Source organism: Nocardia higoensis, from assembly GCF_015477835.1.
Lineage (GTDB): Bacteria > Actinomycetota > Actinomycetes > Mycobacteriales > Mycobacteriaceae > Nocardia > Nocardia higoensis_A.
Window position 1 is genome coordinate 31,170 of record NZ_JADLQN010000008.1, and the last position, 25,452, is coordinate 56,621.

A 25,452-nucleotide genomic window follows, 5' to 3' on the forward strand; every position below is an offset into this window, starting at 1 on the left:
CCGCCCGGTCGAGGTCCGCAGCGGCCGCCCCGCAGGAGCGGTGGCGGCCGGTGGCTGGCGGTGTTGTTGGTGGTCGCGGTGGTGATCGTCGGCGGGCTGGTGCGTGCCGCGGTCCGCCTCGATCTCACCGAGCACCGCGCCACCGGCCCGACGCCCGGCTTCAGCTACGACCCCGACGGGACGGCCGCCTCCGAGTCCGCGAGCAACCCGCTGCTCACCGACCCGGATCTCACCCTGATCCCGGCGAACTGCGACTACTCGCCCTGGGGCACCCAGGTGAGCGTCGCGCGCGCGTTCTTCGACAGTGCCGCCGCCTGCCTGGAAGACGCGTGGAAGCCGGTGCTGGCCGACGCGGATCTGTCGTTCACGCCGCCCGCTCTGGAGGTCAGCGCGAGCACCGAGGGCATCTCCACGCCCTGCACCGGCACCACCACCAATTTCGCCGCCTTCTACTGCCCGGCGAACAAGACCATCTACATGCCGATCAGCCAGTTGCAGACCGATCTGTTCAAAGACAACTGGGTGGTGTACCTGTCGGTGTTCGCCCACGAATACGGCCATCACGTTCAGGCGATGTCGGGAATCCTGCGCAAGGCCAACAGCGAGCGAGTCGAAGCGGGTGTGCGCAGCGACCGCGGACTCGAGCTCTCCCGCCGCATCGAGTTGCAGGCCCAGTGCTTCGACGGCATGTATCTCGGGTCCTCGCAGGAAGGCGGCGCGCTGACCAGTTCGCAGATCAGCCTGGCGATCCGCGACGCGAACGGCCGCGGCGACGCCCCCACCGACTCCCCCGACCACGGCAGTCCGGAGAACAGCGGCACGTGGTTCGAGATCGGTGTCGAGCAGAACCGCGCCGCGCAGTGCAACACCTTCGCCGCCCCGGCCGAAGCGGTGAACTGAGCGGTTCGTCGCGAACGCCCGGCTCCTCCCGACCTCGTCGGGCCCCGGCAGTAGTCTCGGGCTGTGGCTCTGTACCGGAAGTACCGACCGGCGACATTCGCGGAAGTGGTGGGGCAGGAGCACGTCACCGAACCGCTGAGTACCGCGCTGGACACCGGCCGGATCAATCACGCCTACCTGTTCTCCGGTCCGCGCGGTTGCGGTAAGACGTCCTCGGCGCGCATCCTGGCCCGCTCGCTCAACTGCGAACAGGGGCCGACCGCCAGCCCGTGCGGGCGCTGCCAGTCGTGCGAGGCGCTGGCGCCCGGCGGGCCGGGCAACCTCGACGTCATCGAGCTCGACGCCGCCAGCCACGGTGGCGTCGACGACACCCGTGAACTGCGCGACCGCGCTTTCTACGCGCCCGCGACCTCGCGCTACCGGGTGTTCATCGTCGACGAGGCGCACATGGTGACCACCGCGGGTTTCAACGCGCTGCTCAAGATCGTCGAGGAGCCGCCCGCCCACCTGATCTTCATCTTCGCCACCACCGAACCGGACAAGGTGCTGCCGACGATCCGTTCGCGCACCCACCACTACCCGTTCCGGCTGCTGCCGCCCGCCACCATGCGCGGACTGCTCGGGCGGATCTGCGAACAGGAGAGCGTCGCCGTCGAGGAGGCGGTGTATCCGCTGGTCATCCGCGCGGGCGGCGGTTCGCCCCGTGACAGCCTCAGCGTGCTCGACCAGCTGCTCGCCGGTGCGGGCGACGAAGGCGTGACCTATCACCGGGCGGTCTCGTTGCTCGGCGTCACCGACGTGGCCTTGATCGACGACGCGGTGACGGCGCTGGCGGGTGACGACGGCGCGGCGCTGTTCGGGACGATCGACCGGGTGATGGAGGCCGGGCACGATCCCCGTCGTTTCGCCGTCGACCTGCTCGAGCGGTTCCGTGACCTGATCCTGCTGCAGGCCGTGCCCGACGCGGTCGAGCGCGGCCTGGTCTCCGGCCCGGGCGATGTGCTCGACCGGATGCGTGACCAGGCCGAGAGCATCGGCCCGGCCGGGCTGACCCGCTTCGCCGAACTGCTGCACGAGGGGCTCGGCGAGATGCGCGGGGCCACCGCGCCCCGGTTGCTGCTCGAGGTCGTGTGCGCGCGGATGCTGCTGCCCGCGGCCTCCGACAGCGAGGCCGCCACGCTGCAACGGATCGAACGACTCGAACGCAGCGTGGCGAGCGGGGGAGCGCTCCCGGCCGCGCCGGTCCAGGCCGGACAGGCCGCCGAAGCCGCCGCCGCGCCGGTCGCCCGGCCGAGTGCCGGTGACCTCTCGCGTCGGCGCGGGGCCGAAGCCATCGCCGCCCTACGGCAGACCAAGGGCAAGGACGCCGCGCCGGTGACCACGGCGCAGCCATCGGCCGAGCGTTCGCCATCGGAGGCGGGCGCGCCGTCCGCTTCGGCCGAGGTGCCCGTTCCGCCACGAGCCGTGGAATCCGCCTCCGCGCAGCCCGCCGCGTCGCATGCCGAGCCGTCGGCTTCGGCCCCGGATGCGCGGGTGGCCTCTCCTGTGGCCGATCCGCGATCGGGTGCTTCGTCCGGGGCGAGCCCGATCGCTTCGCCCGCGCGGGATCTGCCGGTCACGGGTGAGCCGACGACCGCGCCCCCACATCCGGTGACACCCGATCCACACGGCTCCATGGCGGGTGGAACGGGTGACGCGCGCCCGGACGACCACGCCGTCGGCGCGGGTGGATCGTCGCCGTCCGGTGGCGCCGCGAGCGTGCGGGATTCCGCCGCGCAGCCTGCGCCGACCGGGGGTGCGCCCGCGGCGCGGCAGGACCGGCAACCGGACGTCGCCGCACCGGTGGCGCCGGAGCCGCAGGCCCCGGCCGGGTCGCCCGAGGAAGTCCGGCAGGCGGTCGACGGCGCGTGGGCACAGATCCGCGCGAAGGTTCGCGAGTACGGATCCGCCTCCATTCCGGCCATGTTGTCGGGGGCGTCGGTCGTCCGGGTCGAGGGGCAGACCATCGTCTTCGCGCACCCGACCGCGGTACTGGTGGGGCGGCTGTCGGAGCCGCGCAATGTCGAGGTCATCCGGTCGGCGATTCGCGAGGTGCTCGGCGTCGACTACGAAGTCCGCTGGGAAGGCGGCTCGGGAGCGCGTCCGCAGGCGCAGGCGGCGCGCTCGAAACCGAGTGCGGCGCAGGCCGATCGGGCCGGTCAGAGCGGTACCCCGCAGGGGCGCGGCGGTCAGCCCGCGCCGGCGCAGGCCAAGTCGGGCAGGCAAGGGGGGTTGCCGCAGTTCTCGCGACCGAGTCGGGCGGGTGCGGAGGGGAGCGGCGCGGCCGGGAGTGCGCGGCCGAAGCGGTCGGGACCGATGGCGGACGACGACATTCCGCCCCCCGATTTCCCGGACCTGCCCGACGACCCGGGGCCGGGGGACTTCACCCCGCCGGACCTCGCGCAGTTCGAGACCTCGGCGCCGGGCGAGTACGCGCCGCCCGCGGTGCCGGGGCCGCTGACGGCCGAGGAGGAGCAGGAGATGCTCGCCGAGGCGGCGACGCCGGTGGCGCCGGAGGATCGGCGCGACCCCGACGAGGTCGCCCTGGAGTTGCTCCGCGCCGAACTCGGCGCTACCCGGCTGGATGGTTGACAACCCCCGGTCCGACGACGTTAAGTTAACGGGAGTTCGCACACCGGCGCTACTATGAACGGGTGGCCGCGAACTCCGATCCGACGAGGTTCTATGGTATGCCCAGACGTGCGGGCGGCCAGAGCGTGCGTCTGTCGAAGCGTGCCGAGTTTTGTACAGCGTTAGGACGGTCGGTCGCACGGCCGGTCGGCGAGGTTATCCGCGCCTGTACCGCATACCGCGGTGCGGGGGCACCTTAAGGAAGGAACACTCCGATATGACCACAGAGGCCTACATTTACGAGGCCATCCGCACTCCGCGCGGCCGCGGCAAGAAGAACGGCTCGCTGCATTCGGTCAAGCCGATCGACCTGACTGTTGGTCTGATCCAGGAGCTGCGCAACCGCTTCCCCAACCTCGACGAGGACCGGATCTCCGACCTGATCCTGGGTTGCGTCGCACCGGTGGGCGACCAGGGCGGTGATATCGCGCGCACCGCAGTCACCGTGGCGGGCCTGCCCCCCACCGTCGGCGGCTTCCAGCTGAACCGGTTCTGTGCCTCCGGCCTCGAAGCGGTCAACCTGGCCGCCCAGAAGGTGCGCTCGGGCTTCGACGACCTGGTCATCGCGGGTGGTGTGGAGTCGATGTCCCGCGTGCCGATGGGTTCCGACGGCGGCGCCTGGGCGCTGGACCCGGCCACCAACTACGACACCTACTTCGTTCCGCAGGGTGTCTCCGCCGACCTGATCGCCACCATGGAGGGTTTCACCCGCGAGATCGTCGACGGTTACGCGGTGCGCTCGCAGGAGCTGGCGGCCAAGGCCACCACCGGCGGCTACTTCGCCAAGTCGCTCGTGCCGGTCAGGGACCAGAACGGCCTGATCGTGCTCGACAACGACGAGCACATGCGTCCGGGCACCACCCTCGAAGACCTCGCCAAGCTGCAGCCCTCGTTCGCCATGGTCGGTGAGATGGGCGGCTTCGACGCGGTGGCGTTGCAGAAGTACCACTTCGTGGAGAAAATCGACCACGTCCACCACGGCGGCAACAGCTCGGGCATCGTCGACGGCGCCGCGCTGGTGCTGGTCGGCTCCGAAGAGGCGGGCAAGGCTTCGGGCCTGACCCCGCGCGCCCGCGTCGTCGCGACCGCCACCAGCGGTGCCGACTCCACCATCATGCTGACCGGCCCGACCCCGGCCACCAAGAAGGTGCTCGACAAGGCCGGCCTGACCGTCGACGACATCGACCTGTTCGAGATCAACGAGGCGTTCGCCTCCGTGGTGCTCAAGTTCCAGAAGGACCTGAACATCCCGGACGAGAAGCTGAACGTCAACGGCGGCGCCATCGCCATGGGCCACCCGCTGGGCGCCACCGGCGCCATGATCACCGGCACCATGGTCGACGAGCTCGAGCGCCGCAACGGCCGCTACGCGCTGATCACCCTGTGCATCGGTGGCGGCATGGGCGTGGCCACCATCATCGAGCGGGTCTGATCCCACCGGTCACTGATTCAACAAGGAGACACAGAGCTGTGAGCGAAACCAACATGATCGGTTGGGAAAAGGATTCGGACGGCATCGTCGTACTGACGATGGACGACCCGAACCAGGGCGCCAACACGATGAACGAGCTGTACAAGAAGTCGATGACCGAGACGGTCGACCGGCTCGTGGCCGAGAAGGACGACATCACCGGTGTCGTGCTGACCTCGGCGAAGAAGACCTTCTTCGCCGGCGGCGACCTGAAGAACATGATGAAGGTCGGCCCGGAAGACGGCCAGGCCCTCATGGACGAGCTGGGCCAGATCAAGGGTGCCCTGCGCAAGCTGGAGACCCTCGGCAAGCCGGTCGTCGCGGCCATCAACGGCGCCGCCCTCGGCGGCGGCCTGGAGATCGCGCTGGCCACCCACCACCGCATCGCCGCCGACGTCCCCGGCTCGCAGATCGGCCTGCCCGAGGCGACCCTGGGCCTGCTGCCCGCCGGTGGCGGCATCATCCGCACCGTGCGCATGCTCGGCCTGCAGAACGCGCTCATGGGCGTGCTGCTCCAGGGCCAGCGCAACAAGCCGGCCAAGGCCAAGGAGATCGGCCTGGTCGACGAGCTGGTCGGCTCGGTCGAAGAGCTGATTCCGGCCGCCAAGGCGTGGATCAAGGCCAACCCCGAGGGCGGCGTGCAGCCCTGGGACAAGAAGGGCTTCAAGATCCCCGGCGGCACCCCGGCCAGCCCGGCGTTCGCGGCCAACCTGCCCGCCTTCCCGGCGAACCTGCGCAAGCAGCTCAAGGGCGCCAACATGCCCGCCCCGCGTGCCATCATGGCCGCCGCGGTCGAGGGCGCGCAGGTCGACATCGACAACGCCTCGCTGATCGAGTCGCGCTACTTCGTGCACCTGCTGACCGGCCCGGTCGCCAAGAACATGATCCAGGCCTTCTTCTTCGACCTGCAGTCGATCAACAACGGCGGCTCGCGTCCCAAGGATGTGCCGAAGAAGGAGATCAAGAAGGTCGGCGTGCTCGGCGCGGGCATGATGGGCGCGGGCATCGCCTACGTCTCGGCCAAGGCCGGCTACGAGGTCGTGCTCAAGGACGTCACCATCGAGGCGGCCGAGCGCGGCAAGAACTACTCGGAGAAGATCGAGGCCAAGGCCCTCTCCCGTGGCAAGACCACCGAGGAGAAGTCCAAGGCGCTGCTGGACCGCATCAAGCCGACCGCGGACCCGGCCGACTTCGCCGGCGTCGACTTCGTCATCGAGGCCGTCTTCGAGAACACCGAGCTCAAGCACAAGGTGTTCCAGGAGATCGAGGACATCGTCACCCCGGACGCCCTGCTGGGCTCCAACACCTCCACCCTGCCGATCACCGGTCTCGCGACCGGCGTGAAGCGCCAGGAGGACTTCATCGGCATCCACTTCTTCTCGCCTGTCGACAAGATGCCGCTGGTGGAGATCATCAAGGGTGAGAAGACCTCCGACGAGGCGCTGGCCCGGGTGTTCGACTACACCCTCGCCATCAAGAAGACCCCGATCGTCGTCAACGACAGCCGCGGCTTCTTCACCTCTCGCGTGATCGGCACGTTCGTCAACGAGGCGATCGCCATGCTCACCGAGGGCATCGAGCCCGCCACCATCGAGCAGGCCGGTTCGCAGGCGGGCTACCCGGCGCCGCCGCTGCAGCTGACCGACGAGCTGAACATGAAGCTCATGCTGAAGATCGCCAAGGAGACCGAGGAAGCGGCCGCCAAGGGCGATATCGCGATGGGCACCGAGCGTCACCCGGCGATCGCGGTCATCGAGTACATGGTGAACGAGGCGCAGCGTCCGGGTCGTCTGGAGAAGGCCGGCTTCTACGAGTACGACGAGAACGGCAAGCGTCTGGGCATCTGGCAGGGCGTTCGCGACCACTTCAAGACCAACGCCGGTTTCGGAGTGCCGCTGCAGGACCTGATCGACCGGATGCTGTTCGCGGAGGCGATCGAGACCCAGAAGTGCTTCGACGAGGGTGTGCTCGAGACCACCGCCGACGCCAACATCGGCTCGATCTTCGGCATCGGGTTCCCGGCCTGGACCGGTGGCGTGCACCAGTTCATCGTCGGCTACCCGGGTGGGCAGGAGGCCTTCGTGGCTCGTGCCGACTACCTGGCCGAGAAGTACGGCAAGCGCTTCGAGGTTCCGGCGTCGCTGCGCAAGTGAAGTATCGGATGAGCTGAGGCTCGCCGAGGGAAGCCCGTCATCGCGTCGCGGTGGCGGGCTTCCGCCGTTTCTCCACCACACCGCGACCCGGCCGCGCTACGTTGGATATGCGCAGGCAATGAGGACTGGCGCTGTGCCCGCCGGTCCGGCTGTCGTCGGCACGAGGTGGTCCAGGTGAAGCATCAGCCGCGTTCGGACGGGTCCGAACTCGATGCGGCCCAGGTCGATGTGAGCGACCGGCCGGTGGCCGGATCTTCGCGTGCCGAAACCGCCGGCGAACCCACGCAACGCCACGCCCCGATCGGTATCGTCGACGAACTGGAGGATGCCGGGCTGACGGGCGCGGTGGAGATCGGGCGCGGCGGGTTCGGCGTGGTGTACCGGTGCTGGCAGGTGGCGCTGGATCGCGTCGTGGCGGTCAAGGTGCTCTCGCCGGACATGGACGCCGAGAGCCGGGAGCGGTTCCTGCGCGAGGAGCAGGCGATGGGCCGGGTGTCGGGGCACCCGAACATCGTCGACATCCTGCAGGTCGACGTCACCGCCGGCGGTCTGCCGTTCATCGTCATGCCGTTCTGCGCGCACGGATCCCTCGAACAGCTCATCGTCGAACAGGGACCGCTGAGCTGGGCCGACACTCTGCGGGTCGGGGTGAAACTGGCGGGCGCCATCGAGAGCGCGCATCGCGCCAGGATTCTGCACCGCGACGTCAAGCCGGGCAATGTGCTGCTCAGCGCTTACGGGGAACCGCAGCTGACCGACTTCGGGATCGCCCGCATCCCCGGCGGGTTCCGTACCTCCAGCAACCTGATCACCGGCTCGCCCGCCTTCACCGCCCCGGAAGTGCTCAAGGGTGAGGAGCCGACCGTCCGCTCCGACGTCTACGGTCTGGGCGCGACGCTGTTCGCGCTGCTCACCGGGCACGCGGCGTTCGAGCGGCAGGCCGGTGAGCGGGTGGTCGCGCAGTTCCTGCGGATCACCACCCAGCCCGTTCCCGACCTGCGTGAACAGCACATCCCGGCGCCGGTGGCCAAGGCCATCGAGGCCGCCATGTCGCCCGAGGTCCATCGGCGCCCGGCCTCGGCCTACGAGTTCGGCGAGATGCTGCGCGCGGCCCAGCGCGAGCTGGGGCAGGTGCCCGACGAGATGGCGCTGCTCGACCCGATCGCGCACGACCAGGATCTCGGCGAACCCGCGGCCGAGACCGAGGAGCAGGTCTCGCGCACGCAGTGGTCGACGCGGTCGATTCCCGCGATCGCCTCCCGGCGTAGCTGGCCGTTGACACTGCGACCGAATGTGTCCCGGCATCCCGGCGGGACCGACGCCGCGGCCCAGGCCGCGGGGGCGGGCACCGTGGCGGTGGAGGCCGGGTGGTCGACCACCGGCTCCGCGGGCGCCGCTCCGCCGCCGACCGCCGCGACCAAATTCCGCCCGGCCACGCCCGCCAAGGAGCCGCTGGCCCGGCCGCGTCTGCTGGAGACGCTGCGCGCGGGTGGGCGACGCAGGCTCGCCCTCATCCACGCGCCCGCGGGCTTCGGCAAGAGCACGGTGGCCGCGCAGTGGCGAGCCGAGCTCTCCGAGCACGGCGTGCCGGTGGCCTGGATCAGCCTGGACCGCTACGACGACACCGAGGTGTGGTTCCTGGCGCATCTGCTGCAGGCCATTCACCGGGTGCGCCCGGACATCGGCGTCGGTTTGGAGCAGGTGCTCGAGGAAGAGCTCGACGACGCGGTTCCCTATGTCATCAGCACGCTGATCGACGAGGTGCACAGCGGCGGCGAGACCATCGTGGTGGTGATCGAGAACTGGCATCGCATCACCGACTCCGGCGCGCTGCGCGCGATGGACACCCTGCTCCGCAACGGCTGTCATCACCTGCGTTTCGTGGTGACCAGCCGCGACCAGTCCGGCCTGCCGTTGAACGCCATGCGGGTGGACGACGAACTGGTCGAGATCGGTTCCGCGCAATTGCGGCTCACCCTCGAAGAGACCGCCGGGATTCTGGTGGAGCGCAACGGTTTCGACCTCACCGACAAGCAGGTGGAGCAGATCCATCGGTCCACCGACGGCTGGCCCGCCGCCGTGCAGCTGATCAGTCTGGCACTGCGCGGCAACAACGATCCGCAGCGCTTGCTGGCCTCCGGCCCGGAAAGCGGGCACAACATCCGCGAGTACCTGGCCGAGAACGTGCTCGACACCCTCGAACCGCGGATGCTCGACTTCCTGACCGCGGTCGCGGTCGTCGAGCGGGTGAACGCCGACCTGGCGGGCGCGCTGTCGGAGGACAGCGAAGCCGAGATGCTGCTGGCCCAGGCCGAACAACGGGAACTGTTCCTGCGCCGCATCGAGCACGATGCCGGCTGGTACCGGATGCAGCCGCTGTTCGCCGAGCACCTGCGCGCCCGGCTGGAGCGCACCGATCAGTCGAAACTGCGGTCGCTGCACCGCAAGGCCTCCCGCTGGTACGCCGAGCACCAGTTCCTGCGCAAGTCCGTCGACCACGCGCTCGCGGCGACCGACCTGAAGATGGCGCTGGATCTGGTCGAGGGCGGCGGAATGGACCTCATCGACGGCTCCAGGCTGGCCACGCTGCTCGGCACCGTCTCGAAACTACCGCTGCAGCAGGTGACCTCACGCTCCAAATTGCTGATGGCGGTGGCCAGGGCCAACGTGAACCTGCAGCAGTCGGACGCGGCGCGCTCGGCGTTGGGCAAACTGACCAACATGCTGCCCGGCGGCGAGGCCGCCACCGAGGGCGAGACCCGCAACGAGCGCCGCGAGGCCGCTGTGCTCGCCGCCGCGGACGCGGTCACCCGCGACGACACCGAGGGCGTGCTCGACCAGGTCGCCGAGGTCCTCGACGATCCCGGTGATCTGCCCACCTGGACGGTGTCGACGGCGGCGAATGTCGCTGCCTACGCGCGTCTGTGCGCGTTCGACTTCGACGGGGTGCGTGAGATCCAGGACTGGGCCGCGCCCTATCACGAGAAGTCGAAATACCAGCTGGGGCCGGTGTTCGGCCTGCTGGCACGCGGGGTGGCCGCCTACGAGCAGCTCGATGTCCGTGGCGCGCTGGAGCACTTCGAGGCCGCGTGCGAGGTCGCGCGCCGGGCCGGGCCGCGCTCGCACGGGGTGCGGGTGGTCTCGGCGATGCTGGGCGAGTTGCGATACCGGGCGGGCGACCTGGCGAGCGCCGACCGGCTGCTCGACGAGAGTCATCAGCTGGTGGCCAGGGTCGGCACCGTCGATGTGCTGCTCGCGACCTTCGTGATCGGCGCGCGGGTCAAGGCGCTGATCGGAGACATGCGGGCCGCGACGGCCCGACTGGAGGAGGGCGAGCGCATCGCCGCCGACGGCAATCTGCCCCGGCTGGCGGCGTATGTCCGGGCCGAGCGGCTGCGGCTCGGCCTGCCGGTGCCCGCGCTGCCGGAGGAGGAATTGCTCAGCGGCCGGGGAGTGCGACGCGCGCGCGGCGCCGACGCGCTGATCGCCGAGGCCCAGGAGATCGCCGCCATCCGGGCCATGCTGGCAGGCATGCCCCCGCACTCCGAGGAAGCGGCGGTGCGCCACGCGCGCGCACTGTACGGGCGGGCCATCGAGCAGGGCCGTCCGCGCGCGGAACTCGACACCGCCCTGCTGCTGGCCGAATGCCTGGCGGCCGCGGGCTGGGTCGGCGAGGCGACCTCTCTGCTCGTGCCCGCCGCCGAGACGTGCGCCCGGCTCGGCTGGTCGCGACCGCTGCTGGATGCGGGGCCCAGGGTGGTCGCGATCCTGCGTGTGCTGCGTAGCGAGGCCCGCCCGGCCGCCGAGGAGGGCTCCCCTACGGAACCGGGGGCTTCGCCGCCCGACGCGCCGCTGCTACCAGGGCACTTCCTCGACGATGTACTCGGTTGATCCCGTGCGGGCCGGGGCGCCCGCCGGCACCGACGAGCCGGCCGCGGCGTAGCGCCTCGCTCGATCTCTCGCGGAAATCCCCAACCGGGCCCTCGACGGCCTGACCCGCTGCGGCGACCGGATGATCGCGGTGGCGGCCGGGCAGGGCTGCCCCGGTCGGACCGGAGCCGCCCTTCGGCGAATGATGGCTGCCCGATCGGCTCAGGGCTGCCACCAGGGGCGCAGCGGAACTGTCCAGCTGCCGTCCGCGGGTACCTTGACGCCGAGCACCTGGTGCAGTTGCACCACATTGCGCTGGAAGCCCAGCCGCGAACCGGCCATGTACAGGCCCCACACCTTCGCCGTGCCCTCACCGACATCGGCGACGCAGGCATCCCAGTGCTCGACCAGGTTCTTGCACCATTCGTGCAGCGTCAGCGCGTAGTGCTCGCGCAGGTTCTCCTCGTGCAGCACCTCGAGGCCCACGTTCTGGATCTCGGAGATGATGCGCCCGGAACCGATCAGCTCGCCGTCCGGGAAGACGTAGCGGTCGATGAAATCGCCCGCCCTGGTGGTGCGGGTGTTGTCCGGCCGGGTGATGCAGTGGTTGAGGAAGATGCCGCCGTCGCGCAGCTTGTCGCGGATGTAGCCGAAGTAGAACGGGTAGTTGTGCACGCCGATGTGCTCGGTCAGACCGATGGAGGACACCGCGTCGAAATCGGCCTCCGGGACGTCGCGGTAGTCGCAGTGGCGGACCTCGGCCAGTTCGCTCAGGCCCTCTTCCTCGATCTTCGCCCGCGCCCAGGCCGCCTGCTCCGCGGAGAGCGTCGCGCCGATGACGCGCACGCCGCGCGCGGCCGCGTAGCGCACCATGCCGCCCCAGCCGCAGCCGATGTCGAGCAGCCGGTCGCCCGCCTTCAACTTCAGCTTCTCGAATACCAGGCGGTACTTGTTCTCCTGTGCCCGTTCCAGCGTCCAGTCCGGTTCGCCGTAGGCGGCGCAGGTGTAGGTCATCGACGGGCCGAGGACGTATTCGTAGAACTCGTTGGACACGTCGTAGTGGTGGTGGATCGCCTCGGCGTCGCGGGCCTTGGTGTGGCGCAGGCCCTCCAAAGCGATACGCCGCCAGCGCGGGAGTGTCTCCTGCGGTGGCGGCGCGATCGGCTTGAGTCTCTCCCAGCCCAGCGACCTGGCGATGGTCACCAGTGCCAGCGCCGAGGGCCGCCGGAACCTCAGATCCTGCAGCGCCTTCAGCGCGTCGTAGGGATCACCGGGGTGTACGCCGGTGACGGTCATGTCACCGGAGATGTAGGCGCGCGCCATGCCGAGATCACCCGGCGCGGTGGCCAGGTAGTTGATCCCGCGCGGGGTAGCGAGGTGCAGGGTGTAGGGAGAATCGGCCGGACCGGTGGAGCTGCCGTCGTAGGCGGTCAACCGGATCGGGCTCGTGCCCTCGATGAGGGTGTCGAAGATTTCGGCAATGGTCAGTTTGGTTCCTAGATCGGCGAAGACGTCGGAGCGGTCCTTGAATGTCGTCATCTGCGTTGCACCGCCTTCGAATACAAGTCCAGCAGGCGCTGGTCCGGGTCGTAGCGTTTCTTGAGATCGGTGTAGATCTGCCCGCCGTACAGCTCCGCGAACTCGTCCTCGCGGTAGTAGGAATCCGAGTACAGCGATTTGTGGCCGTCGAATTCGGTCACGGTCTTCTCGATCGCGCGGTTGGCCGCGCCCTCCGGTTGCCCGGGGACGGTCGGCACGGCCGACCAGAATCCGACGTTCACATAGGTGCGTCCGCGCTCGAGCGGGTACAGCGGCCAGCCCCGCGTCCCGCCGGCACCGCGCATCGCGGGCCCGTGCTCGCGCAATCGCAAGGGACACAACCAGATCGGCTCGATCGGGATCTCGCGCAGGAACCACTCCACGAAATCGGCGGTGCGCTCGACCGGCACCTCGATGTCCTGCACGACCCGCTCGCGCGGCGGGTTGCCCTTGCGGGCCTCGATCTTGTCGCCGATGTGGTACCGGTGATCCAGCGCGACCAGTTTCCAGTAGAAGCTGCTGCGCCGATAGCGTTTCGGCCAGAAGCGGCGGATGCGGGGATTCTGGGTGCCGAAAGCGCGCGAGCACCAGAACCAGTCGGTATCCCAGCGCCAGAGGTAGTCGTGGATGGTCAGCCGGTCGCGCCGGGGGGTGGCCGAATCGTGCTGGATGGACCGGTAGTAGATGTCCATCCCGGTGTAGTCGGAGACCGGACCCGGCTCGTCGGTCTGCCTGCCGAGGGTCAGGTAACTCTCGTCGGCGCCGAACACCACGCCGTCGAGATAGTCGACCCGCTCGCCGTCGTAGCCGCGCTCGTCGACGATGGCGGCCAGTGCGGCTTCCAGTGCGCGCAGGTCGTGGAAGCGCACGTGCCGCAGCGCGACGTAGGGCAGCACCGGCTCCAGTTCGATCTTCAATCGGACCGTGTAGCCGAGCGTGCCGTAGGAGTTGGGGAAACCGCGGAACAGGTCGGCGTGCTCGCCGTCGGGTGTGGCGGTGAGGATTTCGCCCGCCCCGGTGAGCACGTCCATTTCCAGCACCGACTCGTGCGGCAGGCCGTTGCGGAAGGAGGTGGACTCGATGCCGAGGCCGGTGACCGCGCCGCCGAGGGTGATGGTCTTGAGCTGCGGCACCACCAGCGGGGCCAGACCGTAGGGCAGGGTGGCCGCGACCAGATCCTCGTAGGTGGTCATGCCCGCGACATCGGCGGTGCGCGCCTCGGGGTCGACGGCGATGACGCGGGTCAGGCCCGATACGTCCAGTCCGGGCGCGGGGTTGGCTGCCCTGGCTCGGAACAGGTTCGAAGTCTTCTTCGCCAGGCGGACGGTCGCGCCGGGGGGGATGGCGTGGTAACTCGCCAGAAGTCGGTCGACGCCCGCTTCATGCGCGGCGAACCCTGATTCGCGTGCGGCCGGGGTGTGACCGGCCTTGCCCAGACTCACTGCCACCCCTGCGACGCTAGTACTCGCGGGTCGGGTCGGCCACAAAATACATGTGATGTCCCTGTAAATACCGGGGGTGAATATCGGTCTGCGGTCGATTCCGAGGGCGCGCGGCGCTCCGGGGCCGTCGCAGGGCAGGATTGGGGCACCTCGATCGACAACCGGACAAGGAGTTCACAGTGGGACAGGTCAGCGCCAGCAGTTCGATCACCGTTGCGGCCGATCCGAAGCGCGCGCTCGACGCCGTGGCGGACTACGTGACGGTGCGCCCGCGCATTCTCTCCGCGCACTACCGGGACTACAAGGTGGTCGAGGGCGGCCAGGGTGACGGCACGGTCGCCGAATGGACCCTGCAGGCCACCGAGACCCGGCAGCGCAATGTGCGGGCCACCGTCTCGGTCGCGGGCAGCATGGTCACCGAAACCGACGCCAACTCCTCGCTCGTGACCACCTGGACCGTCGCCCCGGAGGGCACCGGCTCGAAGATCACCCAGACCACCACCTGGCAGGGCGCGGGCGGCGTCAAGGGCATCTTCGAGGGTATCTTCGCCCCCCTCGGCCTGAAGAAGATCCAGGCCGAGGTGCTGGGCAACCTGCAGCGCGAACTGGCCTGAGCCGCACTCGCCCGGCCACGCGCGGGTATCCGCGCGGCCGGGCGGGTGGTCAGGCTTGGGCGGCGATATCGAAGAGGTTGCCCTCGGGGTCGGCCAGCGTGGTCCACACGATGCCGTACTCGTCGAAATCGCCGCGATGTTCGGCGCCGAGGCCGATCGCCCGGTCGATTTCCGCCTGCCGGTCGGTGGCGTACAGGTCCAGATGGACCACGTTCTTACCGGGGTTGCGTTCGCCGACCTTCAAGAACATCAGGACAGGTTGCTCGCCGGAGGTGCGGCCGATGGAGGCGAAGAACTCGCTGGCCTCGGGATCGACGGCTCGGCCGAGCAGTTCGCCCCAGAAGCGGGCCTGGGCGGCGGCGTCGACGCAGTCGAAGGTGACGGCGGCGATGGACAAAGACATGGTGTTCTCCTCGGGGTGCGTCGAGAGATGGGTAGGGGTGTCGCTCAACTGACGGGCCAGCAGATCTCGGTGCGGTAGTCGGCCGGATCGGCGGTGTCGCCGGGACCGGCGAGATAGATCTCGCGTACGGGCTCGGGCAGCGCCCGATCATGTTCGGCGACATGAGTTCCCAACGCGCCGTAGGTGCGGTCGACGTCGTCGAAGGAACCGCGGTGCAGGGCGATCGCGACCCGGTGGGCGGGCAGTACCGCCAATTCGAGTCCGGCGGCGGGGATCGCGTCGCCGGGCGGGACCGGAACGTAGGCGAGCACCTCGCCGACGTCGTCGGTGAAATAGTCCAGCGGGTAGGTCGCGCCCGCCGGACCGGCCGGTGCGGACCCCGCCGCCGCGATCGCCGCGTAGAGCCGGGGGTAGGCCGCCGCGCACCATCGGTCGATATCGGGCTTGGCGACCACTTCTCGCACGGCCAGCACTCGCGTCGACGGCAGGGCGCGGTATTCGATGCCCGGGGGCGAAGCCGGGGTGAGCAGGGCGCGCAGCGAGGCCACCACGTTCCTGGTGCGCTGCAACTGCTCCTCCATGCGCACCAGGTGCGCGCGCAGGGTGGCGTCGCGGGCGGCGATGTCGGGAGCCGCCAGCACGTCCCTGATCTCGGGCAGCGGCATGTCCAGCAGGCGCAGCCTGCGGATGAGCAGCGCCTGCTCCACCTGGTCGGTGCGGTAGCGGCGGTAGCCGGACCCCGGGTCGATCTCGGCAGGGGCGAGCAGGCCGATGTCGTGGTAGTGCCGCAGGGTTTTCACGCTCAGGTTCGAAAGACGAGCGAACTCCCCGATGGCGACGGTCGCGGTCATGGGCAACAGCAAACACTCTCCAGCACGGGGAGAGTCAAGCCGGACCCGCTCAGTTCGCGAGTACGAAGGCCAGCAGCAGCGTGTCCGTGCCCGCCTCGCGCCACCACGAATAGCCGAGCCAGACGCCGGGCACGACCTCTCTGATCTCGTCGTAGACCTGTGGGGTGGGTGAGGGGGCGTAGTCCAGAACCCAGGTCGGGTCGCCGTCGGCGATCGACGGCGCGCGGTAGATGTCGGCATGCCAGGCGTCGGTGCCGTCGGCCAGCCGGTTGGTGACCGCCCCGCCGTCCGGGCCGGTGGTGAACGTCTTGCCGGTCCACACCGTCGGCGCGAGGTCGCTGCCGTAGCCCGGTCGGATCACCCGGCCCCGGGTGAACCCCGACGGCGCGGCGCCCGCGTCGGCGGCGGAGTAGATCGCGTCCTGCTGCCCTGGCGTGCACCGGGCGCGCAGCGCGGCCAGCGTGGCGACCTTGTCGGTGGGATCCAGCAGGCAGCCGCCCCCGTAGTCGAGGGACGCCGGTCGGGCGTCCGCGCTGACGGCACTGCCGAAGAGGAGCATGCCTGCCGCCAGTGCGAGCACGCCGCCGCGCAGACCGTCACGAATGTCGTTGTGCAGTAGTGAAAGAACTCGTGTCATACCTGTGAATCGCCGATCCGAACCTGTCGCTTGTCCAACTTCGTTGCGTCTTCCCCGTCGACGTGAGTTCAAACCCGCACGGCCCGCCGCGGCCGGAGGGCCGCGGCGACTAGGCTGAACATCGACAACCCCGCCAGAGGAGGACATGCCGTGCAGCCCGGTGGTCAATTCGACATGCAGCAGTTACTCGCCCAGGCACAGCAGATGCAGGAAGCGGTGATGCAGGCGCAGGCCGAGATCGCGGCCGCCGAGGTGACCGGCCAGGCGGGCAACGGGCTGGTCACCGTCACCCTCAAGGCCAGCGGCGAAGTGGTCGCGCTGACCATCGACCCGAAGGTCGTCGATCCCGACGATGTGGAGGGCCTGCAGGATCTGATCATCGGCGCGGTCAACGACGCCTCCGCTCGGGCCCAGCAATTGGCCGCCGAGCGTCTCGGGCCGCTGGCGGGTGGCGGCTCGCTGCCCGGTCTGCCCGGCTTCTGATCGAGGACGCGTCGGTTGTACGAGGGGCCGGTACAGGATCTGATCGACGAACTGGGCAGACTGCCCGGCGTCGGTCCCAAGAGCGCGCAACGCATCGCCTTCCACCTGCTGCAGGTCGAGCCGCCGGAGATCGACCGGTTGCAGGCCGCGCTGCAGAAGGTGCGTGACGGGGTGCGCTTCTGCGCGGTGTGCGGCACCGTCGCCGACGGAGAGCTGTGCAGACTGTGCGCCGACCCGCGCCGGGACCGCACGGTGATCTGCGTGGTCGAGGAGCCCAAGGACGTGCAGGCGATCGAGCGGACCAGGGAGTTCCGCGGGCGTTACCACGTGCTCGGCGGCGCGCTCGACCCGCTCAGCGGTATCGGCCCCGATCAGTTGCGGATCAGGGAACTGCTGGCCCGCATCGGCAACCAGGACGACGGGGTCGATGTCACCGAGGTGATCATCGCCACCGACCCGAACACCGAGGGGGAGGCGACCGCGACCTATCTGGTCCGGATGCTGCGCGATTTCCCCGGGCTGTCGGTCACGCGCCTGGCGTCGGGCCTGCCGATGGGCGGGGATCTGGAATTCGCCGACGAACTGACGCTGGGGCGGGCGTTGTCCGGGCGGCGCGCGCTCTGAGCGTGCCCGCCTCGCGTCGAGTCCGCGCTCGGCAGCACCCGGCGGCGGCGACCGGCGCGATCAGAAGTCGACTCGTTCCCAGGTCCGTGCCTGCACGGCCGCCCGATCTCCCCGGGCCCACGCCCAGATGATCTCGGCGACATCGCGGGGCTCGGTCAGCGTGAGGGCGTAGTGCCGGTCCGGCCCGCCCTCGCGGTACTCGACGGCGAATTCGCCGGGCGCGGTGCGGAAGGTCTGGATGTAGTGCTGCGGTGCCCGTTCGACGATGAGATACGGGCCGGGCTCGGCGAGTTCGGGAACCCATTGGTGCACGAGAGTTTCCGTCAAGTAAGGGAATTCGCCCGCGCCGCCGTGCGTGACAGTGACCGGGACGCGGCCGGCGGGGTCGATCAACCAGGCCAGTTGCGGATCGTAGAGAGCGTAGTCGCGCGGCGTGCCGATCTCGAACAGCAGGGCGCGCACGTGCCCGATGGCGTCGTAGGGGCAGGCCACGTGCAGCACCGACCCGGTCGCCTTTGCGCCGACTTCGGCGTTGTCGGCGAGGAAGGAATCCTCCTCCGGCAGCGCCGCATTGCGTTCGTTGATCACCGCGGCCATGGCGGTGACCGTCTCGGTCTGCGGCAGACCCTGCTGCGCGGTCAGGTAGCCGTCCACCTCGGACGGAGTGCGCGCGACACCGGATGGCAACAGAACGAAGTCGTAGTTCACCCGGTCAGCCTAGTGACGGGCCGACCGCCGGTGCCTGCCCGGTTCCGTGGCCTGGGCGCGGCCGCGCGTGTCGCGGTTCGGGACCGCACGCGGCTTTCGCGTCATGCGCTGCGCCGCTGTCCGCGTTCCTCGGCGCAGGCGCATCCGCCCGCCACATCGGCGCAGTCGACGACGAAGGTATGCCGTGCCCGGTCGAGGTCCACGCAGTCCTCGGTGCACTCCGCCGACCAGTCCTGATGCACGACCAACGTCCCGTGACAGTGGTCGACCCCGGTGTCGCATCCCCCGCAACCCGGTGCGCGCATGTGCCCTCCTGACTGGGATGTCGGTTCGTCGGTCGACCTAGATGACACCACATGCCTCCGACACGAAGCGCCACCGGCGCGCTGTGGGCATACGCTTCCAGCTGAGGAGGTGGTCAGCGTGAGCAATGCCGCTGAACAATTCGACGACGCTCGACAGTTCAACGTCCACGAGGCTGGGACTCATCTGTCGCGGATCCTGGAGCGGGTCGAGCACGGCGAGGAGATCGTCATCAGCCGTGCAGGCCATCCGGTCGCCGAGGTGGTCCCGCTGGTTCGCCCGGTGGATCGTCGCGGCGGCGGGTCGCTGCGCGGCCGAATGGTGCTGGACACCGATGGGGATTCCGAGGAGACCAACGCGGAGATCGCGGCGGATTTCGGAAACGCACCGTGAGTCTGCTGCTGGACCCCATGTCCTCCTCTGGTGGTTCGCCGCCGAACCCCGGCTGTCGGATGAGGTGAAAGCGCGGCTCGACCACGAACCCGACGTCGGACTGCTCACGCCCTGATTCAGGCGCGGAGGCGTTCGCGGCGCAACTGCTCGACCTCGGGCAGGTCGAGAGGGGACAGGGACTCGACGCCGAGCGCGCGGGCCAACAGGAGGTCGGCGAGTTCGGGGTTGCGGGCCAGGGCGGGGCCGTGCATGTAGGTGCCGAAGACCGAACCCTGGACAACGCCTTCGAGGCCGTCGCCGACGCCGTTGCCGACGCCACGGGTGACGCGGGCCAGGCCCTCGGCGTCCGGGCCGAGAGTGGTTCCGCCGCGGTGGTTCTCGAAGCCGGTGAGGGGAGCGCGCAGGCCGGGGACGATGGGGGAGGTGACCACCTCGCCGATGGCGCGGCGGTCCTGGGGAGAGGTGGTGACGTCGAGGAGGCCGACGCCCTCGACACGCTCGCCCGAGGAGGTCTCGTACCAATTGCCGAGCACCTGGATGGCCGCGCAGATGGCGAGCACCGGGGCGCCCTTGGCGGCGGCCTGTTGCAGGCCGGGGTACTGGCGCAGGTGGCGGGTGGCCAGCCGCTGGGCGGAGTCCTCGGCGCCGCCGAGGGTGTAGATGTCCAGCGACTCGGGGACCGGGTCGGTGAGGTTGATCTCCACGATCTCGGCGTCGTGGCCGCGCATGCGCAGGCGCTGGCGCAGGACGAGCGCGTTGCCGCCGTCGCCGTAGGTGCCCATCACATCGGGCAGTACCAGCCCGATCCGTACCGTCGACTCGCTCATGCCTCGTTCCCCACCGTGCTGTCGGCGGTGCGCACCGTGCCGTACACCGTGCTCACATCGGTCCTACTCGTGCCTACCGTGCTCTTACTCGTGCGCCCGGCGCTCGCAGCTGTGCGCGCGACGCTTCTCCCTGTGTTCACTGCGCTCGTATTCCTGCCCGCCGCGACTCCAGATCCCGGTTCAGGTCGCGGAAGGCGGTGTAGTTGGCCAGCACCTCGACCTGCCCCGGCGGACAGGAAGCGATGGCGCGCAACGGATCCGCCACCGTGGTGTGCCGCACGCCCGCGTAGGTGAGCCGGACCGCGAGGTCGGTGGCGCGTTCGCCCGCGGCGACCACCTGCACGTCCTCGAAGTGCTCGAAACGCACGTCCCACAGCCAGGACAGGTCCTCGCCGTCGGGCACCTGGCCGTTGACCGCGATGACCAGTCCGGCCGCCGAGCGGTCGATCATCGACAGGGCCTCCTGCCAGCCCGCCGGGTTCTTCGCCAGCAGCAGCCGGGCGGAATGCTCGCCGACCTGCACCGTCTTGTAGCGGCCCGCGATCTCGCGCACGGTGCCCGCCGCCACCGCGGCCTTGGCGGGGTCGGCGCCGAGCGCCACCGCCGCCGCGACGGCCTGGGCCGCGTTACCGCGGTTCGCCCGCCCCGGCAGGGCCAGGTGCAGCGGGTAACGGGTGCTGTCCGGGCCGACCAGGTCCTCGCCTTCCAGCGACCAATCCGGTTCCGGGCGTTGGAAATCGGTGCCCGTGCTGTGCCAGTGCGCGCCTTCCCAGATGATCGGCTCGCCGCTGCGCGGGCAACTGGTGGCGTCCATCGCCCAGCCGCTGCCCGCGGCCACCCAGATCACGTTCGGGTGGTCGTAGGCGATGGAGGTCATCAGCACGTCGTCGCAGTTGGCGATGACCACCGCCTCGGGGTGCCTGGCCAGGCCCGCGCGCAGCTTGCGTTCGATCATGTTGATCTCGCCGACCCGGTCGAGCTGGTCGCGGCTGAGATTGAGCAGCACGATCGCGGCGGGCTTCAGCTCGTCGGAGACGTGCGGGAGGTGCAGCTCGTCCACCTCGATGGCGGCCAGCGGCACGCCGGGGTGCTGACTCAGCGCGGCGACGATGCCCGCGTCCATATTGGCGCCGTCGGCCTGGGTGGCGACCGCGCCGAGCGTGCTCAGCGCGGCGGTGGTCATCCTGGTCGTGGTCGACTTGCCGTTCGTGCCCGTGATCAGCACCGTCCGGCGGCCGCGACCGAGCTGCGTCATGATCGTCGGGTCGATCTTCAGCGCGATCAGGCCGCCGATCATCGAGCCGTTGCCGCGACCGGCGCGCCGTGAGGCCCACGACGCCGCCGCCGCGGCTCGCAGGGCGATCCGCCCGCGTATCGAAAAGTCCGCCACGCACGCGAGTGTATGTGTGACCGGCGCGGCGGGCGCGTTCCGGGTCGGCGCCCGGATCCGCATCACGCCCCGCGTTCGACACGCACACCGGCGAGCGGCGCTTCGGCGGTGGCCGCCGCGACCGCTCAGACCGATATGCGGCCGCAGCGGGTCCCGCCCGGCCTTCTCGCCGGCTGGTCCGTGGCAGCTTTTCAGATGTCCAGTACGTTGGGCAGACCCGCGGCGTAGCGGTCGGCGTCGATGCGGCGCAGCGGCTCCAGTTCGGCGGCGCGGTGCAGGGTGTACATCGCGCACCGAGGAGCGTTCGAGCCGATCGTGTCGAGCAGGGCGTTCACGGCGGCGCGTGCGGACTCGTTGGCGCCTTCCATGGTCGCCAGATCCACATTGGTGCGCACGTAATCACCGGCCAGGAAGAGATTCTCCAGCGCGCCGTGCGGTTCGGGCCGCAGATCCCAGGAGCCCGCGGTGTTGATCAGCAGCGGGTCGGCGTTGGTGTTGCGGCCGGAATCCGCGTGCCAGACGATCGCGGGGTCCAGGAACCAGGAGTGCAGGTCCGCGTCGTGCAGCAGTTCGGCGCGATCGTTGAGGTGGGCCTTCATCTGCGCCCACGCCTCGCGGGCGATCTCCTCGGGCGTGCACTCCATCGCGGGCTTGCCGTACAGGATGCCCGGGGTGTGCCAGTCGGAGATGTCCACCGACAGGCAGTCGCGCACGGTGCCGTCGCCGTATTCGGGCAGCTTGCGCGCCCACAGGTGATTCTGACTGATGGAGGTCAGCGACCACGGCGAGTCGATGTAGGCGGTGTGACCGGGGGAGATGTCGGGGCTGGAGCGCAGGTAGTACTGGATTCCGGTCATCCAGTCCACGGTCAGCCGGTTCATACCCTCGAGTTCGGGGCGCACCGCGAGTACGTCCGGCGACCACAGTTCGCGCGCCTGCTCGGCGGCCAGCGCCACCACGACGTGATCGGCTTCGACGGTGCGGGCCGTGCCGGACTCGTCGACGATGCGCACCCCGGTGACCCGCCGGTCGCGGACGTCGAGGCCGCGCACCTCGGCGCCGACGGCGAAGCGCACACCGAGCCCGCGCATGTGCTCGGTCCACGGATCGATCCAGGTGAGATTGGTGTGGCCGTTGAGCACCCGGTCCAGCGCGCCGTCGTTGCCGATGCCGAGCGGGTTGCCGAGGAACTGCTCGCCCATGGTGCCGATGGTGCGCACGCTGGCCATATGGTCCTTGGCCGCGACCATGATGCTGGTCAGGGTGCGCGAGAGCAGCGCGCGGAATTCGTGTGAGCGCTCATGGCCGCGCACGAAATCCAGCCAGGACATGTACTCCCACTGTCGCAGGCGCCGGGCGTCGCAGCTGGTGTTGAACACCAGCAACCGGTTGGCGAAGAACAGCCCTTCCTCGGGGGTGATCTTCATCGCGGTCGCCAGTGTGGCTCCCAGAGTCTCGGAGAAGCCGGGCTTGCTCGGATCGGGGGGAGCGCCGAAATCCAGCGCGACCCGGAAATCCTCGCCGTCGCGGCGGGCGAATCTCGCCTCAGGAACCGCGACCAGGTTGTTCCAGACCCCGTCCGGGTTCGACCCGAACGGAATCCGCCGCATGGTGTCGGGGATGTGCCGGTAGAAGCCGGGGAAGAAGCGGAAGCCGTGCTCGCCGGGCAGTTCGGGCCGACCGCCGGAGGCGCTGCCGGGGACCGGGATGCTGCGCGCCTTGCCGCCGAGAGCGCGGCGCTCGTAGACGGTGACCTCGAAACCGCGTTCGGCCAGCTCGTGCGCCGCTGTCAGTCCGGCCACGCCGCCACCGAGTACCGCGACCCGGTTACCGCCCGCCGCCGCGGAGTATCCGGTTCGCCAGCCCGCGCCCACCGTCATCGCGCCTACCGCCACCGCTCCGCGAAGAACTGTCCTCCGGGATACGGCCCACCGCTGATCCGCCATTCGCAATTCGCTGCCCAGCCTCGTCAACCTGCACCGTCGCACACACTGTAGGGATCGGACCAGGGGGCTATCCCACCCGCCCCCGTTGCGGCCCGCGACCGTCGCCGCCGATCACGGGCCGCGGCCCCGGGCGTCGCACGTTGTCGGCGACACTACCGGGCACCGTTGCCCACCCGCGCGATTTCGCCTATCCCGTGGGCACTTCCGTCGCCTCGGGCCTGCCCTCGCGAGGGGCGCCGTACTCCCGGTGCCGACACGGTGACGAAAGCTCCCGTCATCACCACGGCGGCGCCGAACAGCTGTGCCGCCGTGGGGGTCTCGCCGAGCGCCAGCCAGGCGGCGGCGATACCCACCACCGGGACCAGCAGCGACAGCGGGGCGACGGTACCCGCCGGATAGCGGCTCATCAGGTACGTCCACAGTCCGGAGCCGCCGACCGTGCCGAGGGTCACCAGGTAGGCGAGGCCGAGCAGGGCTGCGGGCGCGGTCGCGGCACCGAGATCGGTCAGGGCGCGCAGGCCGGTCGCCGGGCCCTCGGTCAGGGCCGACAGGGCGAACAGCGGGACCGGGGGAATCACGGTCATCCACAAGGTCAGGTGCAGCGGGTTGACCGGCGGCTCGGAGCCGGGCGCGGCGCTCGTCGCCAGCCGTGAGCCGATATTGCCCAACGCCCAGCCGAATCCGCCCGCCAGGGTGAGCAGCATCGGCAGCAGCGCCGCCTCGCCCATCCGGTCCGCCCCGATGACCGCGATGCCCGCCGAGGCGACCGCCAGACCGATCAGCTGGCGCGGGCGCAGCCGTTCGCGCAGCAGCAGCGCGCCGAGCACCACGGTGAACGGGGCGGAGGTCTGCAACACCAGCGAGGCCAGGCCGGTCGGCATCCCCGCCCGCATGGCGGTGAACAGGAAGGCGAACTGCAGGATGCCGAATCCGATGCCGTAGAGCAGCAGCCAGCGCAGCGGCGCCGGTGGGCGCGGCACGAAGATCAGCACCGGGATCGCGAGCACGGCGAAGCGCAGCGCGGCGAAGAACAGGGCGGGGAAATGATCGAGGCCCGCCCGGATGGCCAGGAAGTTCAGGCCCCAGAGGACGACGACGGCCGAGCCGATCATGCGGTCACGAGTGGTCACCGGGTGATCGTGAGCCGCTCGATTGATCAGAACAATCGAATAATTGTGGACAAATAATGTAGTAGAACTTTACGGATGAGCTGGGAGGGCCGGGTGGGCGACGACGGTGTGGCGGGGCTTACCCCGGGAATGTCCCTGGAGCGCCTGCGGGTGCTGCGTGCCTTCGCCGATCGGGGCACCGTCGCGGGTGCGGCGGCCCTGCTGTCCATGACGCCCTCGGCGGTCTCGCAGCAATTGAAGGTGCTGGCCAAGGAGGCTGGTGTCGGCCTGCTCGAACCCGACGGCAGGCGAGTGCGGCTCACCGACGCCGGACACGCCCTGGTGGTGCGTGCCGACGACGTGCTCGCCGCGATGGATCGGGCAGCCGCCGAGATGGCGCGCTATCGGGACTGTCCGCGCGGGCGGGTGCGGGTGGCGCTGTTCCCCTCCGGCGCGGCCCTGCTGCTGCCGCTGGTCCTACCCGCCCTGGCAGGGGGTGAGGTCGATGTCGTCGCCCGCGACGAAGACGTGCCGCCGACCGAAGTGCCGGGGCTGCTCGCCGACTACGACATCGTGCTGACCCACCGCGACGAGCGCGCCCGTCCGCTGACCGGGCCGCGCGTCGCGAGCCGGTTCCTCATGCGCGAACCCATCGACGTGGTGGTCGCGCCCGGGCACCGGCTCGCCGGTCAGCGGGCGGTCACCCCGGCCGAACTGGCCGACGAGAGCTGGCTGAGCGTCCGCGGTGGCTTCCCGGTGGACGACGTCCTCGAATCCATCGCCACCGTCACCGGGGTGCAGCCGCGAATCGCCCAGCGGATCAACGACTTCCGGGCGATCGAGGCGCTGGTCGCGGTGGGATACGGCGTCGCGTTGATGCCGCGGTTCGCGGTCACGCATCCGGCGCTGGTGGTGCTGCGGCTGTCCGGGGTCCGAGCGGCCCGCCACTACGACCTGGTCACGCGGCCGCGCGCGGAGAGCCGACCCGCGGTCGCGACCGTTCTCGAGGCCTTCACTCGCGCGGCGCGGCAGATCACCGCGGAGTGAGCTGATCAGCCCCGGCCGCGGCCCCGGGTCGCTCAGGCGCTCCCCTGCACAGAGACCTCGGGACGCCCGCCG

At 70.0% G+C, this 25,452-nt stretch carries 21 protein-coding genes; 10 read left to right on the forward strand and 11 right to left on the reverse strand.

Annotated features, from left to right (window positions below; all coding sequences use genetic code 11):
- The first annotated feature begins 60 nt into the window (after window positions 1-60).
- From IU449_RS25930 to IU449_RS25950, 5 genes are all read left to right on the forward strand, one after another.
- Window positions 61-900, forward strand: a complete 840-nt coding sequence (locus IU449_RS25930; protein ID WP_324188441.1) for a neutral zinc metallopeptidase — start codon at window positions 61-63, stop codon at window positions 898-900.
- Between the two features lie 63 nt (window positions 901-963).
- Window positions 964-3,531, forward strand: a complete 2,568-nt coding sequence (locus tag IU449_RS25935) for a DNA polymerase III subunit gamma and tau (RefSeq protein ID WP_195004784.1) — start codon at window positions 964-966, stop codon at window positions 3,529-3,531.
- Window positions 3,532-3,787: 256 nt separating this feature from the next.
- Window positions 3,788-5,002, forward strand: coding sequence for an acetyl-CoA C-acetyltransferase (locus IU449_RS25940; RefSeq protein WP_195004785.1), 1,215 nt, complete (start codon window positions 3,788-3,790; stop codon window positions 5,000-5,002).
- Between the two features lie 38 nt (window positions 5,003-5,040).
- On the forward strand, window positions 5,041-7,194 hold the full coding sequence (locus IU449_RS25945) for a 3-hydroxyacyl-CoA dehydrogenase NAD-binding domain-containing protein (RefSeq protein WP_324188442.1): 2,154 nt from the start codon (window positions 5,041-5,043) through the stop codon (window positions 7,192-7,194).
- Window positions 7,195-7,422: 228 nt separating this feature from the next.
- Window positions 7,423-11,085 carry a protein kinase domain-containing protein gene (locus IU449_RS25950; RefSeq protein WP_416382244.1) on the forward strand — a complete coding sequence of 1,221 codons (3,663 nt, stop codon included), beginning with the start codon at window positions 7,423-7,425 and terminating at the stop codon, window positions 11,083-11,085.
- Between the two features lie 201 nt (window positions 11,086-11,286).
- Here the strand turns inward: IU449_RS25950 and IU449_RS25955 are convergent, their stop codons facing one another.
- Together IU449_RS25955 and IU449_RS25960 are read right to left on the reverse strand one after the other, a co-directional pair.
- Window positions 11,287-12,603 carry a class I SAM-dependent methyltransferase gene (locus IU449_RS25955; protein WP_195004786.1) on the reverse strand — a complete coding sequence of 439 codons (1,317 nt, stop codon included), beginning with the start codon at window positions 12,601-12,603 and terminating at the stop codon, window positions 11,287-11,289.
- Window positions 12,600-14,051, reverse strand: coding sequence for an FAD-binding oxidoreductase (locus IU449_RS25960; protein ID WP_416382242.1), 1,452 nt, complete (start codon window positions 14,049-14,051; stop codon window positions 12,600-12,602). The genes IU449_RS25955 and IU449_RS25960 overlap by 4 nt, the downstream gene beginning before the upstream one ends.
- Before the next feature lie 173 nt (window positions 14,052-14,224).
- Between IU449_RS25960 and IU449_RS25965 the strand changes: the two genes are divergently transcribed.
- The gene (locus IU449_RS25965; RefSeq protein WP_195004787.1) at window positions 14,225-14,659 is read left to right on the forward strand and encodes an SRPBCC family protein; all 435 of its coding nucleotides are present in this window, start codon (window positions 14,225-14,227) and stop codon (window positions 14,657-14,659) included.
- A 49-nt stretch (window positions 14,660-14,708) separates the two neighbouring features.
- Here IU449_RS25965 and IU449_RS25970 read toward each other — a convergent pair whose 3' ends face one another.
- Genes IU449_RS25970 through IU449_RS25980 form a run of 3 tightly spaced genes read right to left on the reverse strand, consistent with a single transcriptional unit; the run spans window position 14,709 to window position 16,550 of the window.
- Window positions 14,709-15,062, reverse strand: coding sequence for a VOC family protein (locus IU449_RS25970; RefSeq protein ID WP_195004788.1), 354 nt, complete (start codon window positions 15,060-15,062; stop codon window positions 14,709-14,711).
- A gap of 44 nt (window positions 15,063-15,106) precedes the next feature.
- Window positions 15,107-15,913 carry a MerR family transcriptional regulator gene (locus IU449_RS25975; RefSeq protein WP_195004789.1) on the reverse strand — a complete coding sequence of 269 codons (807 nt, stop codon included), beginning with the start codon at window positions 15,911-15,913 and terminating at the stop codon, window positions 15,107-15,109.
- Window positions 15,914-15,962: 49 nt separating this feature from the next.
- Window positions 15,963-16,550 (reverse strand): hypothetical protein, encoded by a 588-nt coding sequence (locus tag IU449_RS25980; RefSeq protein ID WP_195004790.1) that lies wholly within the window; start codon window positions 16,548-16,550, stop codon window positions 15,963-15,965.
- Between the two features lie 150 nt (window positions 16,551-16,700).
- Here IU449_RS25980 and IU449_RS25985 point away from each other — a divergent pair, with 150 nt between their 5' ends.
- The gene (locus IU449_RS25985) at window positions 16,701-17,033 is read left to right on the forward strand and encodes a YbaB/EbfC family nucleoid-associated protein (RefSeq protein ID WP_067864524.1); all 333 of its coding nucleotides are present in this window, start codon (window positions 16,701-16,703) and stop codon (window positions 17,031-17,033) included.
- A 15-nt stretch (window positions 17,034-17,048) separates the two neighbouring features.
- Window positions 17,049-17,657 carry a recombination mediator RecR gene (recR, locus tag IU449_RS25990; RefSeq protein WP_195004791.1) on the forward strand — a complete coding sequence of 203 codons (609 nt, stop codon included), beginning with the start codon at window positions 17,049-17,051 and terminating at the stop codon, window positions 17,655-17,657.
- A gap of 60 nt (window positions 17,658-17,717) precedes the next feature.
- Here recR and IU449_RS25995 read toward each other — a convergent pair whose 3' ends face one another.
- Complete coding sequence (locus IU449_RS25995) at window positions 17,718-18,365, reverse strand: hypothetical protein (protein ID WP_195004792.1); 648 nt, start codon at window positions 18,363-18,365, stop codon at window positions 17,718-17,720.
- Between the two features lie 101 nt (window positions 18,366-18,466).
- Window positions 18,467-18,670, reverse strand: a complete 204-nt coding sequence (locus IU449_RS26000) for a hypothetical protein (protein ID WP_195004793.1) — start codon at window positions 18,668-18,670, stop codon at window positions 18,467-18,469.
- 118 nt (window positions 18,671-18,788) lie between these two features.
- On the opposite strand from IU449_RS26000, the gene IU449_RS29555 reads away from it, so the two are divergent.
- Entirely contained in the window at window positions 18,789-19,061 is a 273-nt protein-coding gene (locus tag IU449_RS29555) for a type II toxin-antitoxin system prevent-host-death family antitoxin (RefSeq protein WP_324188443.1), read from the forward strand.
- A 116-nt stretch (window positions 19,062-19,177) separates the two neighbouring features.
- Here IU449_RS29555 and IU449_RS26010 read toward each other — a convergent pair whose 3' ends face one another.
- The 4 genes from IU449_RS26010 to IU449_RS26025 all read right to left on the reverse strand — a co-directional run bounded on the left by IU449_RS26010 (window position 19,178) and on the right by IU449_RS26025 (window position 24,354).
- A complete protein-coding gene (locus IU449_RS26010; RefSeq protein ID WP_195004795.1) occupies window positions 19,178-19,888 on the reverse strand; it encodes a type 1 glutamine amidotransferase in 711 nt (236 codons plus the stop codon).
- Window positions 19,889-20,024: 136 nt separating this feature from the next.
- Entirely contained in the window at window positions 20,025-21,278 is a 1,254-nt protein-coding gene (locus tag IU449_RS26015; RefSeq protein ID WP_195004796.1) for a Mur ligase family protein, read from the reverse strand.
- Window positions 21,279-21,469: 191 nt separating this feature from the next.
- The gene (locus IU449_RS26020; RefSeq protein ID WP_228805751.1) at window positions 21,470-23,158 is read right to left on the reverse strand and encodes a hydroxysqualene dehydroxylase; all 1,689 of its coding nucleotides are present in this window, start codon (window positions 23,156-23,158) and stop codon (window positions 21,470-21,472) included.
- A gap of 218 nt (window positions 23,159-23,376) precedes the next feature.
- The gene (locus IU449_RS26025; RefSeq protein WP_195004798.1) at window positions 23,377-24,354 is read right to left on the reverse strand and encodes an EamA family transporter; all 978 of its coding nucleotides are present in this window, start codon (window positions 24,352-24,354) and stop codon (window positions 23,377-23,379) included.
- A 129-nt stretch (window positions 24,355-24,483) separates the two neighbouring features.
- Between IU449_RS26025 and IU449_RS26030 the strand changes: the two genes are divergently transcribed.
- The gene (locus tag IU449_RS26030) at window positions 24,484-25,380 is read left to right on the forward strand and encodes a LysR family transcriptional regulator (protein ID WP_195004834.1); all 897 of its coding nucleotides are present in this window, start codon (window positions 24,484-24,486) and stop codon (window positions 25,378-25,380) included.
- The last annotated feature ends 72 nt before the right edge of the window (window positions 25,381-25,452 follow it).